Origin of the sequence: Ellagibacter isourolithinifaciens (genome assembly GCF_008831035.1) — a bacterium.
Lineage (GTDB): Bacteria > Actinomycetota > Coriobacteriia > Coriobacteriales > Eggerthellaceae > Ellagibacter > Ellagibacter isourolithinifaciens.
The window spans coordinates 99,428-114,632 of the sequence record NZ_WAJR01000005.1; the positions used below are offsets into that span (position 1 = coordinate 99,428).

Below are 15,205 nucleotides of genomic sequence, written 5' to 3' on the forward strand. Positions count from 1 at the left end.
CCCTTTCAGCATACGTGGCTGTATTTGCGCGTGTTCTGGTGACTTTTTACTGCCACGAGAGAACGATGGAGCGCCGCCTCCACGCTCTTCTGATGTTAAATCACTGGCGTTAACGTTAAATCGCGCGCGCGGTCGGTCAATCTGCGGCACAATGGAGGGCGACACAGAAGCGTGGGCACGAAGGCGGCCCGCGCGACGCGGCATCCGCCGCTTGCAGGAACCGAAACGACAAGGAGCACTTTCGTGGCTAAGGTCAATCCGAACTACCAGAAACTTCCAGGCAGCTATCTCTTCTCCGAGATCGCCCGTCGCACGGCAGCGTATTCCGAGGCGCATTCCGAGGCAAAGCTCATCAAGATGGGCATCGGCGACGTGACGCGCCCGCTCGCGCCTGCCGTCATCGAGGCCATGCACGCGGCAGTCGACGACATGGCTCGCTCCGAGACCTTCCACGGCTACGGCCCTGAGCAGGGCTACGACTTCCTGAGATCGGTCATCGCGGAGAAGGACTTCCACGCACGCGGGGTCGACATCGCCGACGACGAGATCTTCATCTCCGATGGCGCCAAGTCGGACTGCGGCAACATCGGCGATATCCTCGATGTCGACAACGTCATCGCCGTTTGCGACCCGGTATACCCCGTCTACGTCGACTCCAACGCGATGGCGGGCCGCGCGGGCGACTACGATGCCGAAGCCGAGCGCTGGACGAACATCACCTACATGCCCACCACCGCCGAAAACGGCTTCTGTCCTGCGCTTCCCGAGGGCCGTGCGGACGTCATCTACCTGTGCAGCCCGAACAACCCCACGGGCACGGTGCTCACTGCCGACCAGCTGAAGGTGTGGGTCGACTACGCGAACGCCAACGGCTCGATCATCATGTTCGACGCGGCATACGAGCGCTTCATCGTCGAAGGGGGCGTGCCTCACTCCATCTACGAGGTGGAAGGCGCCAAGACCTGCGCCATCGAGTTCCGCTCGTTCTCGAAGACCGCAGGATTCACCGGCGCGCGCTGCGGCTATACTGTGGTGCCTAAGGAACTCGAGCGCGACGGTCAGAGCCTGAACGCCATGTGGAACCGCCGCCAGTGCACGAAGTTCAACGGCGCGAGCTACATCATCCAGCGCGGCGCTGCGGCAATCTACACCGAGGAAGGCGAGCGCCAAATCGAGGAGACGCTTGCGTACTACCGCAACAACGCGCGCGTGATCAAGGAAGGCCTCGAAGCCGCCGGATTCACCGTGTACGGTGCCGTGAACAGCCCCTACATCTGGTGCAAGACGCCTGAAGGCGTGGGGAGCTGGGAGTTTTTCGACAAGCTGCTCACCGAGGCGAACATCATCACCACGCCGGGCGCGGGCTTCGGCCCCTCGGGCGAGGGCTACGTGCGCCTGACCGCCTTCGGCGACGCCGACGCCACCATCGAGGCCATGGAGCGCATCAAGAAGCTCATGGCATAGCGAACGTCGAGCGGCGTAGCGAGCCTCCTGCGGTGGAAAGAACACTACCCGCCGCAGGAGGCGCTTTTCCCGCGAAAGCTTAGGGGTAAAACTAAAAGGAGCCTCGAGCATTGTGCCCGAGGCTCCTTCCATCTTATGCGGCAGATCGCGCAGGCTGCAGCGCTTACCCTAGAACCCGCCTTGGCTTGCGCGCTCGGGAACGAGCGTGCGGCGCTTTCCCTTCGCCCAGTTCATGCAGCGGAATTCTTTCACCTCGTGGAAGTTGTAGTTCTCAGCCCACATGAAGCAGAAGCCGCGCAGCTCGTCAAGCAGCTCCTCGGGCGTGCCCGCGTGCTCGTCCTCGATGTAGGTCTTGAACACGGAATACGTCTCGCTCTTATCGTGGATGCGCACCTTGGGGAAGCGGATGGAAAGCCACGTGCGGATGGCAGCGTTGAGCTTCTCGGCGCCAGGGTCGTCGCCGAACATGACCTCAATCGGCTCCCAGTATTCCTTGTACAGGCGCGTCTGCTCATCGTGATCCATAGCGATGAGCAGGTAGTTGCGCACCAGGTCGGCCGTCGTCAGCGGCACACCGCGCGCGTTCAGGCTCTCGAAGATGAGCTGCGGGTTGTCGCCGCGGTCGAGCTCCGCGTCGATCACCGTGAGCACCTTCATGCCCGCCCACAGCACGTCGGCTTCGAAATCGCTCTTCTCCATCTCGCCGTAGAAGTAATCGAGGTTCTCGGTGATGCGCTCAGAGGGACGCTCGGGCATCGGCGTAGCGTTCACCACCGCCTCAAGTGTCGGGCAATCGTTTAGCGACAGGATGAGCTTCGCCGCCGCACCGTCGCCCGTCTTCACGTGGAGGAACGTGCCGGAGATATCGTCGGCAGTAAGGCCATCGGCGGTCGCGCCGTGCGTGCGTAGATACTTCACGAGCGCGGCGATCACGATGGTGAGCGTGGTCATGCGCTGCTGGCCGTCGATCACATCGAGTTGATGCTGCGCCGTCTTCGCGAAACGGTCGGGCGCATAGAGCACCGTGCCGATGAAGTGTGCGTTGCCCGTACGGCCCGAGCGATTGATGTCCTGCCACAGCCCCTTGCACTGCTGCAAGCCCCAGGAGTACACGCGCTGGTACACCGGGATGACGAACTGGGTGTCTTCCGTTCCCAAAAGGTCGAGGAACAGCTCTTGTTTGGTTTGCATGCGTAAAACTCTTTCTCCACTTCGCGCCCAAGGTGCCGACCTCGACGCGGCCACCATCTTGCACCCGAAGCGTCGCCGCGGGTGCGGCCCCAAAAAACCGTGAAGGATTATAGGACAGGCGCCTATGGATGAGTAGATGCTCGAATTCGATTGAGCAGGAGAATCCGCAAATCGAGCACAGAGAGTGGCATTGATGGGGGAGCAACAGGCGTGCGAGGAAGCCATAAGGTACAATCCTAGAAAACCATGTTCGAAAACGGCGCAAATGCGAGCTTGAAGGACGGCCTGGGAGCAAATGCATCGCGAGGGGTCCCCTTGCTCGCGCCGGCCGTCAAGCAACAACCAGAAACGCGCCCGGCACCGAAAGATTGGGGAGCAACCATGACGAAGAAACGCATCTTGCTTGTCGCCACAGGCGGCACTATCGCATCGAAAGAAGAGGGGAATGGCTTGTCGCCTGCGCTTTCAGGCGAGGAACTGACGAGGTACGTTCCCGAGGTGGCAGACCTCGCCACGCTCGACGTGAAACAGGCCATGAACATCGACTCGACCAACATGCGCCCGAGCGACTGGCTGCGCGTCGCCCGCACCATAATGGAAAGCTACGACGATTACGACGGGTTCGTGGTGCTGCACGGCACCGACACCATGGCATACACCGCGGCAGCCCTGTCGTATCTCATCCAGCACAGCCCCAAGCCCATCGTGCTCACCGGGTCGCAGCGCCCCATGGCGAGCGCCTTCACCGACGCGAAGCTCAACCTGTACCAAAGCGTGCTGTACGCAACCGACGACGACGCGCGCGACGTGTCGATCGCGTTCGGCGGCATCGTCATCGCGGGAACCCGCGCGCGCAAGCAGCGCACCATGAGCTTCAACGCCTTCACCAGCGTGAACTTCCCGCCGCTCGCCTATATCCGCACCGACCGCATCGTGCGCTCCGCCCCTTTCGCGCATGCAAGGAAGGCGGACGGGTCACGCGGTCATACAGCAGATCGCCCCGTCGTGTACGACAAGCTCGACCCGCGCGTGTTCGCGCTGAAACTCACGCCCGGACTCGATTCGCGGATCTTCTCGGCTTTGGCGCCGTCTTATGACGCGGTCATCTTAGAAACGTTCGGCATCGGGGGCATTCCCGAACAAGGCGAGACCGGCCCATGTTTTCAGGACGCTATCTATTCATGGGTCGATTCGGGGCGCATCGCCGTCATGACGACGCAGGTTCCTGAAGAGGGGCTGGACCTGGGAGTTTACGAGGTTGGCCGCGCGTATGCGAACCATCCGGGCATCTTGCGCGGCGCCGACATGACCCCCGAGGCGATCGTTGCAAAGACCATGTGGGCGCTCGGGCAAACCCGCGACGTGGCAGAGGTGGAGCACCTGTTCAACTGCGAGATCAACCACGATCGCTCGCCGTTCGAGTAGATAGAAAGCGCGAGGCGGCGCACCGCCTCGCGCACTACTTAGGCAACGAAAAGTTTGCTCACGTCGCCCGCATTGCAGTCGGCAAGCGCAACGCTTTTGATGGAGGGGTCGTCGTCGGTCGAGTAGTAGTACGTCTTCGTACGCGCCGAGTAGCACCCCGTGTAGAGCGTGCGCTCGAAGGCGCCGTCGGCCATCGCCGCCGAGCCTTCCACCATCGCCACGCTCCCAAGCGTATGGAACGCGCGCAGCACGTTTTCCCATTCGCTGGCCTTTTGCGGATAGTTCGCGTTCAAGAACGCCGCCTTCACGAAACGCGAAGGGGAATAGGAATCGCCCGGGATGCCGCGCGCACCGGCGCCTGCGCCGAAGGGGGTAAGCTCGGCGCGACCCCAGGTCGCAGCAGCGGGGAAGTCGCCCGTTGCCGTGATATACGTGCGCAGGTTCGTCATATGCCAGGTGAACTCGGGCTGGTTCGCCAGCGTATCGACCGGGTTGTCCATCACATGCGGGCCGTCGGCCATCTGCTCGATCACGATCGAGCGCGTGCCATCACCGACAATCCAGTGCAGCATCGACACGCCGAGCTGGTCGCTCACCGGCTTCGCAACGATGTTCGCGTTCGCGAGGGCCGCCTCCACTTCATCGACCGTAGAGAAGTTGGCTGCGACCCACACGGGGAACTCGTAAGCGGCAATGTTCGTCTTCCCATCGATAGGTCCCTTGGAATATTCGGCGAACCCGGGGAAGTTCAAGCCGGCAACGCCCAGGCCCGCATCGTTTCCGCAATCGAAATAGAGCGGGTAGTTGTCGAGCACCACCGCCATGCCGATCACGGCGTGCGCCGCCGGCGCATCATCGAGGAAGGAGTAGGGGAGCGGAAAGCCCGCGGGCGTCACCACCACACGCTCACCGTAGCGCGTGCTCCAATCGAGATTGCGCGCCAGATACATGTTGCCCTCGCCGTCGCTGAATCTGATTCCCGTGCACATATCGCATCCTTCCGTGAAGCTTGTCCGTTCGCGCCCGCCCGCGTCGGGTGGACATTTCTTCTATGTCATTGTGCGACCACATCATTCGAAGGACAACCGGGAGCTTCCCATCGTTGCCATTTGGTCACCAAAACGCCGCGCAGCCAACAAATTGCGGGGGAAACGCGACAGACGGCAGACAGCAGCCCGCAGAACTCGTGGACATGACATGGCGAGGAAGGGGGCAGGTGGCGCCCCGAAGAACGAGCGCATAGGGAGAAAACGCATAGGAAAGCTCGTCTCGGGAAGGCAGGCGCTCGTGGTGGGCGCGGTGTGCCTGGCGGTGCTGTTTTTATGGCCGCGATTGGGCACGATGGGAGCAAAGGTGCCCAGCTCGCTTGCCGCTGTCATCGTGGGCATGACCATGGTGCCCCTATTCGGCATGAACGTGAGCACCATCGGCAATTTGCACACCATCAACGCCGGCTTGCCCGAGTTGCACGTGCCTCAGCTCTCAATCGATTTGCTGCGCGACCAGCTTCCTAACGGCATCACCATCGCCATCCTGGCCGCTATCGAGTCGCTGCTCTCATGCGTCGTCGCAGACTCGATGATCAGCTCTCACCATCGCTGCAACATGGAGCTTGTGGCCCAAGGCGTCGGCAACCTGGGCTCGGTGCTTTTCGGCGGCATCCCCGCGACAGGCGCCATCGCACGCACGGCAGCCAACATGAAGAGCGGCGGGCGCACGCCGATCACAGGCATGATGCACGCGCTGGTCCTGCCCGCAGTGCTCGTGTTCCTCATGCCGTACGCAGCGCTTATCCCCATGCCCACCATCGCGGCAATCCTGCTGCAGGTCGCCTACAACATGAGCGGTTGGCGCAACTTCGCGCACCTGTGCCACACGGCATCGAAGGGCGCGGTTGCCACGCTTTTGCTCACGTTCACGCTCACCATCGTGTTCGACCTGGTGACGGCAATCGCTGTCGGCATGCTCATCACCGTGGTGCTGTTCATGAAGATGGTCTCCGAGGAAACCGAGGTCAAAGGCTGGAAATACTACTGCGACGCCGATTCCGAGGTCACGCACTTGCGCGAGCTGCCCAAAAGCGTGCGCGTGTACGAGATCAACGGCCCGATGTTTTTCGGCATGACCGACCGCATTACCGACATCTCGGTGAAGGAGTTCACGAAATACCTGATCATCCGTATGCGCGGCGTGCCATCGCTCGACTCGTCGGGAATGAACGCGCTCGAGAACCTCTACGACTACTGCAAGGAAAACGGCGTGAAGCTCATCTTCAGCCACGCCAATGAACAGCCCGTAAAGACCATGCGCCGCGCAGGGTTCGTCGATTTGGTGGGCGAGGAGCACTTCCGCCCGAACATCGACGACACCATCACGCACGCGCGTGAACTGATTACAGCCGAGGATGCCGCGAAGGGCGCGAAGGCCGCAGCCTAGGGAAACGCTGATTAATTCGTGGCCGACAGCACGCCGCACGCCGTACAATCCATCCCCCGACCTGCGGAAATGTTATCGATTTGATATAATATTCCCAGGTCAAAGCGATGAAACGGGAGGTATGCCATGGACCGACAGACCGCCTTCGCCGACATCGAGAACGCATCGAGGAGACGCGCGACCAAGCGTGAGGCGTTCCTGGAGGCCATGGATGCGGCCGTGCCCTGGGCGGAGCTGATCGCCGCGGTCGAGCCCTTCCACTATCCCGGCAAGCGCGGCCGCAGGCCCATCGGGGTCGAGAGGATGCTGCACATGTACTTCCTGCAGCTGTGGTCCAGCCTCTCCGACGAGGGCGTCGAAGAGGCAATCTGCAACTCGAGGGCGTTCTCCAGGTTCATGGGCGTCAGGTTCGGGCTTGGAGACTGGGTCCCCCTACGCCACCGCGCTCTTGAAGTTCCGCCGCATCGTCGAGGCGAACGGCCTGGCCGACGAGATTCTGGCGAGGGTCAACGCGGTCCTGGAGGCCAAGGGAATCATGATGCACAGAAGATTGCCTATTCAGGTGATAGACAGTAGTCCTGCTTCGAAACAGGACTACTTTCTAGGGCACAATTGGAACAAGTTTACATGCAGTTTTGCGTAAATCAAAATTCCCAAGATGACTGCTACTGGTATTTTTCAAAATTCTTTCGAAAGGGGGAGGGGGCGATGTCGGGCGCTATGCGAGCTTATCAGATATGGCCTTCTACTGGGAAGAACCCTCAAAGTTAATATTCGATTCCAGAAAAGAATTGATTGCAAACGTTGAGCACATAATCCAAGATAATCGCAACAGGTTTCCAGAGCCGTATTCCGGGCAAACCGACTATCAACTACAAATCGCAATCAATGGCAGTATTGAAGCAGCGAAAGAACGATTTCGCCGAAACTACCGATTGCAGTTCCTCAATACTTTATTACAGCAGGAACAATTCAGCTGCTTATTCCGTTATGCCTCGCAAAACCAAATGTCGCTGATTTAGCGCTTGTCGTTGAGAACTACGGGAGCTATATCGCGCATCAACTTGCTTGACGCTCGATCAAGCAATTTACAATGCGCGTCTTTTAGCGCGTCCCGACAGAGACTGGTTGAATCCATAAACAATATACTAGCCTGCCAGTCAACGGCTCGCCCTGAAAACAACCCCTCCTTTTCCAGCCGCGAATTCAGCAACAATTAATCAAGTGAAAATAAGTCTTACCTGTATTCACTTGCCCTACCAGTCGATTTCGTCGGGCCAGTCTCCGTTGTGGATTGAGACGTGCTCGATGGGGCAGTCGTGTTCAGCCGCAAACGCGCGGATGTCGTAGCAGAACTCGTCGTAATCCTCCCTGCCCTCAAGGATGCGCTTCATCGTCGGGCCCAGCAGCTTGCGGCGCTTTCCCTCGTCGGAGCGGGCGAACTCCGTGTCGAACTGCTTGAAGTGCTGCGTGAAGTAGCTCCGGAAGATCGAGTCCACCTCGATCACGAGCCTCATGATGCGCGAGTGGAGGTTCGGGGACACCGCCTGCGCGAGAGTGTCGTAGACCAGCGACTGGTACAGCACCACGTGATTGGCCGACACGTCGTACCTCGCCTGGGCGCTGACGCCGTCGCTTTTGCGCCTGCCCTTGGTCAACTCGCGCTGGCGCCGCTCGCACAGGATCCTCGGCATCGCGCAGTCGAAAAGCGCCTCCGTCCATAAGATGTTCACGCCGTACCGGACGTTCTTCGTCGAAATCGCGTTGCCTTCAAGCCGCATGCCAGGCACGATCCCGTTCTCGTGCAGCATGACCTCCCTGTCTCCCATGTAACAATGGCGCAGGTCATAGCAAAGCTCCAGCACGTTCACGGCGGCGAAGTGCAGCGGGTCGCTATACCCGTCGTCGCCCGCAATCGGGGCGGCAACCTCCCGCACCGTATCGTAGAGCTTGTCGATGTCGTCGAAATCGCCCGACACGAAGATGTCCCCCGAAATGGGGCGTCGCCTCGACTTTGAGCATGGCGGCCTTCTTTCTCTATCATCGCTACCGGAAATCGGAACCTACGCTTACCATCGCCGTCTATTCTACGGTATTTTTCATCTCCTCATGCATCTCCGAAGACACGGGGAGCCCGCTAATCGAATTGCCCTCTATCGTTACGCCCCGGAAAGCAGCTCAGCTCAACTTATCCTTAATGATGCGCGGGATTACCGTTACCGCGCACCCGACCTTCCACGAGGTCGACTTTTCGATTTCATCGAGCTTTGCCCTCAGCTCCTGCAACTCCTGTGCCCTGCGATTCGCGCATGCCCGCGCCTCGACGAGCTCCACCTCCTCGATGGAAGTCGACCGGGTGTACAAATGGCGCTTCTCCTGTCTTTTCGGGTTCCGGTTCGCCAAGCCACCGAGGATGTCGAACGCCTCGACGGCCCTCCTCTTCCGATCCTCAACGATGACGGACAGCTCTTCAGACAGATGATCTCTCTGCTCGATAAGTAGCTCAATGCGCTGCAAGGTTTCCGCAGCGGACTCGTCCATGCTCGACAGAAAAGCCAGTTGGCCCATTTGCTCGTAGAAGGCGTGGACCTTCTCGTTGTAGTCGAACCCGAGGCTCGGGACGCCGTGCGCGTTCGAAACAATTGAGCAGTGAAGACGCATCGCCATCGAGAACTCCGCATGGGCAATGGTATCAATCACCGCATCGGTATCCAGAGCCGTCCCAAAAAATCGCGCCTCTTCCCCATGCGCCATAAGCGAGGCCACTCGACGGTGGACCGCACCATCCTCGGGGGCCAGATCGATGAACAGGGGCCTAATGCCATTCCCTTCCCACACCCTGTCGAGCACATCGGCGACCCTGCCCTCGAACCCCTCGTCCTTGGTGCGATGATCCCTGAGCGACACGACGCAATAGGGTTGAGCATAATCAGCGGGAGCAAAGGCATTATCGGATTTCGCGAGGAACGCAAGGTCGCACTTCGTGCTTATCGACGTTTCAGGGACGCCCGCCGCCAGAAGGAGCTCCTCAGTCTTGACGTCGCGGGGGACGAAGAAGGCGCCGTTTCGGGCAGAAAGCGCGACGAGACGCTTCGCGTCGGGGTTGGAGAGCGGACCTGCACCGATTCCAAGGAACACCGAGGGCGTGCCGTGCATCGCGGCCATGAGGACGAACGCGGTCTGCCCCGCGATTTCGGAGCGTGGGTTGAGGAACAGGTCAATCGGGCCCGCCGTCCAATCGACGAAGGGGTCGTCGAATATGATTCCGGCCATGAAGACCAGGGCGCTCGCACCGTCGAGTATAATGTCCGCCTCGAGCTTCATATCCATCGTCACCGAAACGACCCCGTGTCGACGGAGGGTCGCCTCCGGGTCGTGTCCGATGAGCGTCACGAAAGAGTCCGGATACCTTCTCGCGATCTCATCGCAGATGGTTGAGAAAATCAGTTCGTCCCCGAAGTTGTCCTTCCCGACGTAGCCGAAAACTACAAAGCGCCTGAACGGAACCGCAGACCCTTCGCAGGACGACCGCTCGAGCCGCGACAGTATCTCTTCGGCGCTCTCCCCCGACGCCGCGATGTAGTCAGGTTTGAAACGCCGTCTGAACGCCTCGAGCGCACGCTCATCAGGGTTCCCATCGCTGTCGAACACCCCGGGGAACCGCTCCAGGTCGATTATCTCGACCGCATGACCCTCGACGGACAGCTGCTCGAAGCAGTCCCATACGGGATCGCCCTCGCTGAAAACCGGATGCCCCAGCAGGGCGATACGATAGAAAGTCATGGAAAGTAAACCTCCGTGAAAAGATGCTCATAAGCCTATGCTAAGATATCACGACATGAAGCCAAGACTCTCCATAATCGTTCCCGTGCACAACGCCTCCCCATACATTGGGCATTGTCTTGAGACGATATCGCGACAGGGCCTCTCCCCCGACGACTACGAGGTCATTATGGTCGACGACGGCTCGACGGACGATTCGCTCGACCTTTGCCGCGAGCTTTCCGACGAGCGGAACGTGAAGATCCTACACCGGGAGAACGGCGGCGCAGGACGCGCTCGGAACGCCGGCATCGCGGAAGCTCGCGGCAAATATGTCTACTGCCTCGATGTTGACGACAGTCTCGAGGACGGTTCGCTGTCGATCCTGCTCGGCCAATGCTTTGACCAAAATCTCGACGCGGTGTTCTTCGGCGCGCTCGTCGAGTACGCGAGCGAAGAGGTCAAGACTAGCGACCCCCAGGACGACCGCTACTTCGAAAGGCGCCAAAGCCCGCGCGTCCGCACGGGCGAGGAGCTGCTCGTCGAGCAGCAGCAGACCCGCAATTTCTGCGCCCAGCCGTGCATGCATATAGCGAGGCGGCAGCTCCTCGTCGATAACAACATACGCTTTGCCGAGGGAATCGTGAACGAGGACAACCTCTACGTCTTCCACACGACCATTCATTCGCAGCGCGCGAACGTCGACCCGCACCCCTACTACCGCTACGTCGTTCGCCCCCGCTCTGTCACGACGGAGACGCGCGGCACTTTGCGTCAATTCGACGCGCACTTCTATCTCGCCCGCGAGTTCTACCGCGACTACCTAGCAGCAATTGACCAGGGGAAGGACGATCTAGCTTGGGCTATCTGGACATTGATTGACTGGTACCTGGAGGTCGCTGTCGACGCGCTAATCAGCGCTGACTCGCGGATGGAGAAGCCCACCGCGAGCGACCCCGTGTCCCTTTCGGTGTACCATAGACTTTTCGAGCGCATACTCGACGAGCGGGAAGCCCGGCTCGCAGCTGAATCCCAAGCCCTCGCCCTCGAGCAGCAGCTTGCCAAAACGGGCTTGCGGCGCGCGGCCGAGGCCCTCTTCCGGAAGACGAAACGCGCTTCTGGAGGCCATCGATAGCAAAAGGTCCTTTGAGACGAACGCAAAGGAGAGCAACCCGAGATGAATCCCACCCAGGGTCTACTGAATAATAGAGCCAGCTGGGCGTATGTCGCCATCGCAATCGTGATGGTCGCGCAGTTGATCGCGAGCTTCTGCTTCTCTCTCAACAAGACGGGCCTGTTCCAGGACGAGAGCTGGACGTTCGTCCTCGCCAACGGCACCTGGCTTGGAGTGGGCCCCGAAAACGGCGTCCTGTACCACGATGGAGACCCCTACAGGGACTACGCTTCCGTCGGCTCATTTCTCGAAATTGACGTACCCCAGATATTTGAGAATCAGACGAACGACAACCACCCACCCCTCTCGTACCTGCTCTTCTCCTTTGCCTATTCCCTGTTCCCCGGCTCCGTCGCCCTGCCCATCGGCGTGATGTTGAACGCGCTTTACCTCACGTGCGCGACGCCACTGCTATTCGGAATCGCCCGCAGGCTCGGCGCGGGCGACCCCCTGGCCTTGGTGGTCGCCGTCGGATGGGCCTTCTCCGTCGGCACGATTGACTGCGTGCTGTTCCTGCGCATGTACGCCCTGCTCACTTTCTTCTTCGTCGCGCTCACGTACGTCGTCGTCCGCATCGTGGTCGATGAGAGCAATGCCCGCTGGTTCGTAGCCCTCGGCGTCACATGCGCGCTCGGCTTCCTCACACAGTACTTCTTCCTTATGTACGCCTTCACCCTCTGCCTGGGAATGGGAATCCTGTTACTCGCGAGGAAGAAGGTTCACCGCGCAATCGCGTTCGGGGCGAGCGCGATTGCCGGAATTGCCATCGGCTACGCGGTCTTTCCGACATCGATCGACCACATCCTCCACAGCGGGCGCGGGTCGAATGCGCTCAATGCCGCCGTATCGGGCAACGGCTTCGGGAACCATCTTATCCGTGATTGGGGGTGGATCAACTCGGAGCTTTTCGCAAACCTGCTCCCCGCCTTTGTGGCGGCCCTCGCCATCCTCGCCGTCATCGCCCGCCTGATGAGAAGGCACCAGCGCGAGATGGGCGCTCACGGCAAACCTTCCTCGTCTCACGCATTCGGCGAAAAGGGACTTGCAGTCACTGAGTATCTCCTGATAGCGGTTGCCGGGGTGCTTTTCGTCGTTATGGTTGCCCGGGTTGCACCGTTCGCATCGAACCGATACCTCATGTCGGGATACCCCATCGTCTTTTCCTCCGCTCTCCTCGGCCTGGCGAAGCTCGCCGACGCGGCGTTCGTTGGGCGAGCTCCGTGGGTGCCCGTCGCAGCGGTTTCAGCATGCGCGCTGGCATTCTGTCTGATCGGTTTCGTCACGGTCGGGCCCCGTTACCTCAACTGGGAGGATCAACCCGCAGCAAGTCTTTCCGACAATACTACGACCTCGGTCTGTCTTTGGTCTGCAAACCCCGACGACCAGACGATACTCCCCTACGTCCTCGAGTATGAAGACAACCTGTACTTCAACGATTTTGGAGCGTTCTCCTCGTACGACTTCGCATCGCTCGATAAGTTCACACTGTTCGTCCAGTACCCCTTCTACGATTCCAATTTTGCAGAGGCTTTAAGCGGGAGGGGCTTTACGGTAGAGGATGAGGGCGTGGCCGGAGAATACTTCCGTGCGTACACCGTAGCGAAGTAGGGCACGCACGGCGGCTGGAAGCGCGGCGAGGCTGCGCAATGCGAGATTGCCTGCTACTTGCCCTTCGTCCCTTCTGCATCAGCCGAAACGATCTCGCTGCCGCCCTGTCGGGAGCCCTCAAGCGTTGTCTCGCTCACGATGTAGCGCGGACGACGCTTCGCCTCGAGGTAAATCTTCCCGATGTACTCTCCGATGATGCCGATGCTCAGAAGCTGAGTTCCCGAAAGCAGGCACGCGATCGAAATCGTCGACGCCCAACCGGGCACTGATTGCCCAGCCAAGGTGACACAGATTGCCCAGAGCACGCCGACAAAGCTCAACGCGGCGATGGCCAAGCCGAGAACCGTGATGATGCGGATAGGCTGGATGGAGAGGCTAGTGATGCCGTCGATTGCCAGGGCGATCATCTTCGGCAGCGGATAGTGGCTCTCCCCCGCGAGGCGCTCGTGTCTCTTGTAGTAGACGCTGGTCGACGAGTAGCCCACCAGGGGTATCATCCCGCGCAGGAAGAGGTTGACCTCCTTGAACTCGGACAGGGATTCGAGAACCCTGGAGCTCAACAGGCGGTAGTCCGCGTGGTTGTAAACGCATTCGACGCCCATTGCCCCGAGAAGACGATAGAACGCCTGGGCGGAGAGGCGCTTGAAGGGGCTGTCCGTCTCGCGATCCGACCTTACGCCGTAGACGACGTCGTTCCCGGCAAGATACGCCTTCACCATGTCCGCCATGGCTGCGATGTCATCCTGCCCGTCGCAGTCGATGCTGATGGAGATGTCGCATATGTCCTTCGCGGCCATCAGCCCCGCCAGAAGGGCGTTCTGATGGCCGCGGTTCCGCGAGAGGCAGATTCCCTCGAACACGGGGTCGGATGCGGCGAGATCGCGGATCAGCCGCCACGTGCCGTCCTTCGACCCGTCGTTCACGAATAGGATGCGGCTGCGCCGGGAGACCAGCCCGCCCTCCGCCATCGACTCCAGTTGATTCCTAAAGAGCGAGCACGTGAGAGGCAGCACCGATTCCTCGTTGTAACAGGGGATGACGATGCACAGAACGGGCGCTGGGGCCATACAATATCTCCTCGTATCGAGCGGCATAGAGAGCTACTTCAAAAGTTAATCCATCCCAAAGATAGCCGATGCACCGGAAGATTCCATCACTTTCCGGCAAATAATCCCAGAGTTCCCCATACCAGCCGTGACCTTGCCCGAAAGTGCGAGTTAAGTTCTCGAGGAGAGTCGGTCAAGAAATCTGCTAGCGAAGGAAAAGGGGCCTTCGGTATTGAACTGCGCCCCAAAACTGCAGTGAACCCCTATAGTTGGACAGACAATGTTCTGCTTCTCCTATAGGGATCTTCTGCGTTAGGGGGTTGATTTGCTGAGCAAGGATTACTCCGCTGAGTTTAAGCAGCGCTTTGCGGACAGGTACGCCGATGGCGCGACCATCACCATGCTGCAACACGAGTTTGGTCTTACGAAGTCAACCGTGAAGCTTTGGAGGGAGAGGATCGACCAAGGCGGCGTCGAGGCTATAGACAGGCCGAGGAAGAACAACCGCTACCCCCAGGAGTTCAAGCTTCGTGTCGTAGGAGCCTATCTCCGTGGCGAGGGCGACTACAAAGCCCTCGCCCTCGAGCATGGCGTGCGCAACAGCGCGCAGATACGAGACTGGGTGAAGCGGTACCGAGAGGGAGGCGAGGACGCCCTCGTCGTCCATCCATCGGGGCGAAGGAGGAAGGAGCCCGCGAGCGAGGAGACCCTCGAGCAGCGGTGCGCCCGCCTCGAGATGGAGGTGGAGATCTTAAAACGAATGGCCGCCTCGGCGACGGACCTCTCGGCAACAGGCGGAAGCGCGAGATAGTGAAGTCGCTGAGGCGGGAATACCCACTCTCCACGCTCCTGAAGCTCATGGGGATGCCGCGCTCCACCTACTACTACCACGAGGCGAACCCTCCCTCCGACAGGCAGGCGGCCGAGCGGCCGGCCATAGTGGAGATGTGCGAGAAATCCCAGTTCAGATACGGATACCGACGCGTTGCCACCGCGTTGCGCAAAGCGGCCGGCATCCGCATCGCCGACAAGACGGTGCTCAAGGTCATGCGCGAGGAGGGGCTGGTGTGCCAGACCCGCAGACGCAGGAAGTACCGAT

Annotated in this window: 13 protein-coding genes and 2 pseudogenes; 10 read left to right on the forward strand and 5 right to left on the reverse strand. The window is 60.1% G+C overall.

From position 1 onward, the window contains the following. Nucleotides 1-243: 243 nt before the first annotated feature. Entirely contained in the window at nucleotides 244-1,464 is a 1,221-nt protein-coding gene (locus tag F8C90_RS03555) for an LL-diaminopimelate aminotransferase (protein WP_158049074.1), read from the forward strand. Nucleotides 1,465-1,632: 168 nt separating this feature from the next. Here the strand turns inward: F8C90_RS03555 and F8C90_RS03560 are convergent, their stop codons facing one another. Further along, nucleotides 1,633-2,655 (reverse strand): DUF262 domain-containing protein, encoded by a 1,023-nt coding sequence (locus F8C90_RS03560; protein ID WP_170264525.1) that lies wholly within the window; start codon nucleotides 2,653-2,655, stop codon nucleotides 1,633-1,635. A gap of 381 nt (nucleotides 2,656-3,036) precedes the next feature. Here F8C90_RS03560 and F8C90_RS03565 point away from each other — a divergent pair, with 381 nt between their 5' ends. Further along, the gene (locus tag F8C90_RS03565; protein ID WP_158049076.1) at nucleotides 3,037-4,080 is read left to right on the forward strand and encodes an asparaginase; all 1,044 of its coding nucleotides are present in this window, start codon (nucleotides 3,037-3,039) and stop codon (nucleotides 4,078-4,080) included. A gap of 38 nt (nucleotides 4,081-4,118) precedes the next feature. Here the strand turns inward: F8C90_RS03565 and bsh are convergent, their stop codons facing one another. Continuing rightward, on the reverse strand, nucleotides 4,119-5,069 hold the full coding sequence (gene bsh, locus F8C90_RS03570; protein ID WP_158049077.1) for a choloylglycine hydrolase: 951 nt from the start codon (nucleotides 5,067-5,069) through the stop codon (nucleotides 4,119-4,121). A 208-nt stretch (nucleotides 5,070-5,277) separates the two neighbouring features. Here bsh and F8C90_RS03575 point away from each other — a divergent pair, with 208 nt between their 5' ends. The 4 genes and pseudogenes from F8C90_RS03575 to F8C90_RS11395 all read left to right on the forward strand — a co-directional run. Then, the gene (locus F8C90_RS03575; RefSeq protein WP_246155769.1) at nucleotides 5,278-6,516 is read left to right on the forward strand and encodes a SulP family inorganic anion transporter; all 1,239 of its coding nucleotides are present in this window, start codon (nucleotides 5,278-5,280) and stop codon (nucleotides 6,514-6,516) included. A 126-nt stretch (nucleotides 6,517-6,642) separates the two neighbouring features. Continuing rightward, nucleotides 6,643-7,092 carry a transposase gene (locus tag F8C90_RS03580; RefSeq protein WP_158049078.1) on the forward strand — a complete coding sequence of 150 codons (450 nt, stop codon included), beginning with the start codon at nucleotides 6,643-6,645 and terminating at the stop codon, nucleotides 7,090-7,092. 161 nt (nucleotides 7,093-7,253) lie between these two features. Further along, a pseudogene (locus F8C90_RS03585) lies at nucleotides 7,254-7,588 on the forward strand (DUF3825 domain-containing protein). After that, nucleotides 7,573-7,656: pseudogene (locus tag F8C90_RS11395) on the forward strand (DUF3825 domain-containing protein); the annotation flags it as partial. The pseudogenes F8C90_RS03585 and F8C90_RS11395, both read left to right, overlap by 16 nt. Before the next feature lie 116 nt (nucleotides 7,657-7,772). On the opposite strand, the gene F8C90_RS03595 reads toward F8C90_RS11395, so the two are convergent. Beyond that, nucleotides 7,773-8,495 (reverse strand): DUF6904 family protein, encoded by a 723-nt coding sequence (locus F8C90_RS03595; RefSeq protein WP_158049080.1) that lies wholly within the window; start codon nucleotides 8,493-8,495, stop codon nucleotides 7,773-7,775. Nucleotides 8,496-8,694: 199 nt separating this feature from the next. Then, on the reverse strand, nucleotides 8,695-10,299 hold the full coding sequence (locus F8C90_RS03600) for a polysaccharide pyruvyl transferase family protein (protein WP_158049081.1): 1,605 nt from the start codon (nucleotides 10,297-10,299) through the stop codon (nucleotides 8,695-8,697). Nucleotides 10,300-10,354: 55 nt separating this feature from the next. On the opposite strand from F8C90_RS03600, the gene F8C90_RS03605 reads away from it, so the two are divergent. Both F8C90_RS03605 and F8C90_RS03610 read left to right on the forward strand, forming a co-directional pair. Next, nucleotides 10,355-11,413: a glycosyltransferase gene (locus tag F8C90_RS03605; protein WP_170264526.1), complete on the forward strand. Its 1,059-nt coding sequence runs from the start codon at nucleotides 10,355-10,357 to the stop codon at nucleotides 11,411-11,413. Between the two features lie 42 nt (nucleotides 11,414-11,455). Further along, nucleotides 11,456-13,060, forward strand: a complete 1,605-nt coding sequence (locus tag F8C90_RS03610; protein ID WP_158049083.1) for a glycosyltransferase family 39 protein — start codon at nucleotides 11,456-11,458, stop codon at nucleotides 13,058-13,060. 53 nt (nucleotides 13,061-13,113) lie between these two features. On the opposite strand, the gene F8C90_RS03615 is transcribed toward F8C90_RS03610, so the two are convergent. Beyond that, entirely contained in the window at nucleotides 13,114-14,127 is a 1,014-nt protein-coding gene (locus F8C90_RS03615; RefSeq protein ID WP_158049084.1) for a glycosyltransferase family 2 protein, read from the reverse strand. Nucleotides 14,128-14,431: 304 nt separating this feature from the next. On the opposite strand from F8C90_RS03615, the gene F8C90_RS03620 reads away from it, so the two are divergent. Then, nucleotides 14,432-14,917: a helix-turn-helix domain-containing protein gene (locus F8C90_RS03620; RefSeq protein ID WP_158049085.1), complete on the forward strand. Its 486-nt coding sequence runs from the start codon at nucleotides 14,432-14,434 to the stop codon at nucleotides 14,915-14,917. After that, on the forward strand, nucleotides 14,917-15,205 hold a 289-nt coding region (locus F8C90_RS03625), incomplete at its 3' end, for an IS3 family transposase (protein ID WP_158049086.1). The genes F8C90_RS03620 and F8C90_RS03625, both read left to right, overlap by 1 nt.